The organism is Okeania sp. SIO3B5, from assembly GCF_010692555.1.
Lineage (GTDB): Bacteria > Cyanobacteriota > Cyanobacteriia > Cyanobacteriales > Microcoleaceae > Okeania.
The window spans coordinates 1-5,143 of sequence record NZ_JAAHHG010000636.1; the positions used below are offsets into that span (position 1 = coordinate 1).

Annotated in this window: 2 protein-coding genes; one reads left to right on the top strand and one right to left on the bottom strand. The window is 38.4% G+C overall.

Annotation, left to right across the window (positions count from 1 at the left end):
- Window positions 1-262: 262 nt before the first annotated feature.
- Window positions 263-3,004, bottom strand: a complete 2,742-nt coding sequence (locus F6K54_RS39880) for a phycobilisome rod-core linker polypeptide (RefSeq protein ID WP_293089863.1) — start codon at window positions 3,002-3,004, stop codon at window positions 263-265.
- A gap of 1,186 nt (window positions 3,005-4,190) precedes the next feature.
- Between F6K54_RS39880 and F6K54_RS39885 the strand changes: the two genes are divergently transcribed.
- Window positions 4,191-5,143 (top strand): bifunctional 2-polyprenyl-6-hydroxyphenol methylase/3-demethylubiquinol 3-O-methyltransferase UbiG (locus tag F6K54_RS39885; RefSeq protein ID WP_293089865.1); only part of this gene is annotated, 953 nt, incomplete at its 3' end.

Below are 5,143 nucleotides of genomic sequence, written 5' to 3' on the forward strand. Positions count from 1 at the left end.
AGGATTTTGGGTTGACTATCGCAGAAAAATCAAGGGATAATTCTTTCTACTGCCTCCTTTAAATTCCCCATTTCTCCAGTATAGCTGTCTCCTGTCTCCTGTCTCCTACCTCAGCAAAAAGACTTTTTCAGCAAACCCTAATTAATAAATATTATTTCCCTTTTTTCCTTCCTTCTTCCTTCTGCTATCAAAAATCCCCTGCTATAGATTTTTATAGCAAGGGATAAATGCAACTTAAAACCTAAGAAAAATAATTACTCGTTTAACTACGATCAGCTATAGCTACAGGTTCAAAACTAGGTATAACCAAATCATCATTTTGCTTAGTTAACTGATTATACAGTCTTTCAGTATTCGGGAAATTAGCAGCAGGGAGAGTCGGGAAGCGACGATAAGGAACAGTATCCTCCCCAAACATCTCAATATACTCAGCACTATTCACCATAGCGTTGATAAAACCTTTAATTCCCAAAGTTGCCAGAATCTGATTATACTTACGAATCTCAACTTGATTGCGAGGAGCGCGTCCTAAGAAATGTTTAGTACCAAGTTCAATTACCTTAGTATTAGGATAGGGTGTATAAAACTCCTTAACATAAAGTTTAGAACAACCTAAACCTTCAATAAATTCCTTGAGATTGATTTCATCATTCCCTAACTTACTTTCTAAAGAAGAGAACTCACTCTTAACAACGTAAGGATCGATATCGCGTTCAAAAATCTGACGATAAGCAGCAGCAATAATAAATTTCACCTGTTGCTTATCTTGGGTACTTGTCAATTTAAATACCTTAGACTGCTCCCGTTGCTTGTTAACACCTTGACCAACTCGGAACTCAACATCAGGTTCGCTACGAACTTCCTCAGGAGTGCCCAACTCCACAAATCTTGGTGTAACTTCTTTCTGTACAAGTAGATTCTTGTCAGCAATACTACCAACCCTAGTATTTCGCAATGACAAACCACCAGGAGTTAGATAACGCTCATAAGGAATAGTATCTTCTCCAAAAGATTCATTGTATTCTAGGCTATCGATAATCGCATCTACTAGAGCATATAAACCCTTCTTGGCACAAATATCGAAGTAAAAATTAATTTCCTTACGTCCATAAGTTGGACGACCTAACAACCTTCGGTGAATATACTCAATTGCCTTGCAAACATACAAGGAACTCCAGTACGTATTACGGAAAGTATCAGACTTCGCCAAAGCACGAATGAACTCGCGAACAGTAATATCGCCGTTTTCAAGTTTGTTCTCAGAAGATTTCAGGCGTTGACCATCGTAAACATCGCGACCAAATACCTGACGATAAGCAGCGGTGATGATCTTTTGAGTAGAACTTTCAGAGAACTTAATGCTAGCACCGTTGCTGCCTCCAGAGTTACTGAAACCACTACTAACATAACCTCCAGGCAATTGGTCAAGTTTGAAAACTTTTGGACCAAGAGAACCAGGATTTTTAGCTCTTGCACCAGGGTTGCTAATTTGGCTATCAATACCAGCGCCCTGACGAATTAAAATCCGACGAGTATCTTTGCCAAAAGGTGCAGGACGATTTTTGGGACTACGGGTTTCTTTCGGGAAGATTGCCCCAAACTGGATTTCTAATGGATCGTTACCCCTACCATAAACGTGTTGGTCTGGCAAGGGCTGATTGTAGTCCGCAAATAAGGTAACAAATTGAGGTACTTTGCGGAAAGGGGCACTGTAGTTAAACAGATCGATTTGTGGTCCCCAGTTACGACATTCCTGAGCCTCTTGACCTAAACCACGCAGATATGGTACTGTCTCCTCGCCAAAATAATCGGAGTATTCTTGAGAGTCCACTATGGCATCTACCAAGGCTGACAAACCACCTTTGGTAACAATGTTAAAGTATTTGCTGAACTCTTGGGGTGAACTCAAACCCCTACCCAAAAAGTGACGAGCTGCCAATTCCACAACACGACTATTGACAAAACCTTCATAAAACTGTTTCCGGTACAAAGGAGATTTACCCAAACGACGGATAAACTCTTTCATGGAGATTTCGCAATTCTTGACCTGAGATTCCAGGTAGGAAACATTCAGGCTATAAGCTCGGACAATATCCCTCTCAAATACTTGGCGATAAGCAGCTTTAATGACATCCTGTTTCTCAAAGTTAGACAAACCAGGTTTCATCACAAATTTTTGTCGCTTTTCAGCAGCATTAAAGTAAATTTGTGGTAGTGCTAAACCTTGTTGGTCTGAACTTTGACCCTGGCGTTGCTTACTAGAGGGTGTTGAGTTACGGAACTCAGTCAAAAGGACATCAAAGTATTGGGCAACAATTTCCCTTGCTTCCTGGTCTTGAAAATATTTAATCGAAGCTTGTCGCATCTGTTGAATAGCTACAATTGTAGCTGCAGAAGAACAGGCATTCTCAATTATTTCTCTTAAACCACGAACGTTGACTGAGAGAATATTAGGGTCTCCCGCCACAATAGCGTAAGTAGTATAGCGTAAGAACCAGGATAAATCCCGCAAGGATTTGGTCATATTAGCTGGACCATACTTAGACACACTAATTGGCCTAAAACCAGCAGGTACAGGGCCAGCACTACTAGCTGCTAAATTAGTGAACAGCGAGCGTAGACCTTGAAATGGGTTGTTTCCACTCTTGTTCTCTACATAAGTAACAGTACCTAGCTTCATGCCTTCAGAAACTGCTGTTGTTGCAGCCGGAGCAGCACTCATGGCCATTTCTCGGTCATCTGGCTTTTCTAAAAAAGCTAAAGGCGAACCACCAGTAAAAATAGTATTGGCAGCAACAGAAACAATTCTTTCTGAGTTATTAGTCAGTATCTGAGCAATTTCTAAACGCTTTGCTCCTGAACTAAAAAAAGTTGCCAGTTCATCTAATTCTCCTTTTCCCAGAAAGCGGTCTTGTTGTTCCGCTTGAGAAATAGTTAATACTGGTACAGTTTGATATAGTTGCGGACGTGCAACTGAACTTCCACCACTTGCTTTGACAGTCATTCGATTATTATCGCTCCCTATTTGAAGTTTTTACAGCTTCTATTCAGACTGTGAGCTTGAATTTTTATGACATTTCCCAGATACTTTCTTTAGTTAGTAAATATGGGTTTTGCTGAAGTTGCAATGAAAGTTTTCCCTACTGTAAAAGCTGGTTTCCACAAAGTAGAAAATATTTTTTTACTGTCTGTTTTTGTTGACTTTCATTAGCAACTTAATTGATACTTAAGGCGATGCCCCACCTCAAATTTTATGGCTTGTTTAGGAGGCTACTTTCTCTGGTTCCCTCTGGATTATTATTGAAAGCACAATCCCTTTTTATTAACACCATATTTGCTGAATTTCTACAGTTAAACTACTATAGCTTTACATCAAAACTTTTCGTTCAGATGTTTTTCACATCAGCAGATGAAACTTATACCTTATTTTTGCAGACATTCTCACAGAATATCCTTAAAAACTAGGCTGAATTTATATTAAGTATTGCCTAGCCCAATGTACCTGCTTTATTTCTAATCTTGGCTTAGTTATTTAACCTTAAGTTGTGTAACACTAATCAGATAGAAATATTGAGGCAAAAGAAAGTAGGTATTTTTGCTATTTTTATGTTCTAGCTTTTCCTTACTTTGTTTCAAAGGTAAAATATTTTTGGCTAATTACCCGCGTTTGTTAAAAACCTTACAGAATTTTATTTTATAGATTTATGGTCATTTATCTTAGAAAAAATAATAATTTTTGTTAAGTAGGGCTTGCTGAAAAAGTCTTTTGGCAAGGGTAGGAGTCGGAAGCCAGAAGTCAAAAGTTAGAAGTCAGAAGTTAGAAATTTAGAAGTCAAAAGTCAAAAGTCAAAAGTTAGAAGTTAGAAATTTAGAAGTCAAAAGTCAAAAGTTAAAAGTTAGGAGTTAAAAGTCAAAAGTCAAAAGTTAGAAGTTTAGAACTTAGGAGTTATACCAATTCTCTATGAAGTTGTGCTGAATATAAAGATGAGAATAGTCAGTGTAATAAGGTCTGAGCAAAAATTATTAAGTGCATTGTTACAGAGAAATGGTATTAGAAGTCAGAAGTTAGAAAAAATGGGAATTGTAAAGGAGATAGTGGGAAGAATTGTTACTTGATTTTTCTGCTCTTGTCTGCCCAAAATGCTAGTATACATGAGCTTTTTGGACCAATTTGAAGATTCAATTTCATTATGAAGGATAAATTAGATATCAGTTCTGCTGTTGAGGGATTGTACGATACTTTTCCATTTCCCCCAGACCCTTTAGTAGATGAAGCACCACCTGGATATAACTGGCGCTGGAGTTGGCCAGTAGCTTACAGTTTTTGCACTGGTCAAACACCCCAGAAACAAGATATCAAAATTTTAGATGCAGGTTGTGGAACTGGTTCTAGTACAGATTATTTGGTTCATCTTAATCCTCAAGCATCTGTGGTTGGAATTGATTTGAGTAATGGTGCTTTACGAGTGGCCAAAGAACGGTGTAGTCGTTCGGGAGCTTCACGAGTAGAATTTCATCATCTGAGCATATATGATGTAGGCCAAATAGAAGGAGAATTTGACTTTATTAACTGTGTAGGAGTGCTGCATCATTTACCCGATCCTATTAAAGGTATTCAAAATCTGGCTTTGAAGTTAGCTCCTGGTGGAATTATGCACATCTTTGTTTATGCAGAGTTGGGTCGCTGGGAAATTAGACTCATGCAGCAGGCGATCGCTATCCTTCAAGGTAATGAACGTGGCAACTATCAAGATGGGGTGAAAATCGGACGTCAACTTTTTGCTTCTCTACCAGAAAATAACCGTCTTGTCAAATATGAACAAGAAAGATGGGCTTTTGAAAATAAAAGAGATGAGTGTTTTGCAGATATGTATGTCCATCCCCAAGAGATTGATTATAATATCGATACTCTGTTTGAGTTGATAGAAGCATCTGGTTTAGAGTTTCTGGGATTTTCTAATCGTGAATATTGGAATATAGAGAGACTGATCGGAAAATCTTCCGAGTTGCTTGAAAGAGTTGTTGGTTTAGACGAGCAAGAACGTTATCGTTTGATTGAATTATTAGACCCTCAGATTAGTCATTACGAGTTTTTTTTGGGTAGGCCAGTTTTACCCAGGATTGATTTGTCTGACGATAGCCA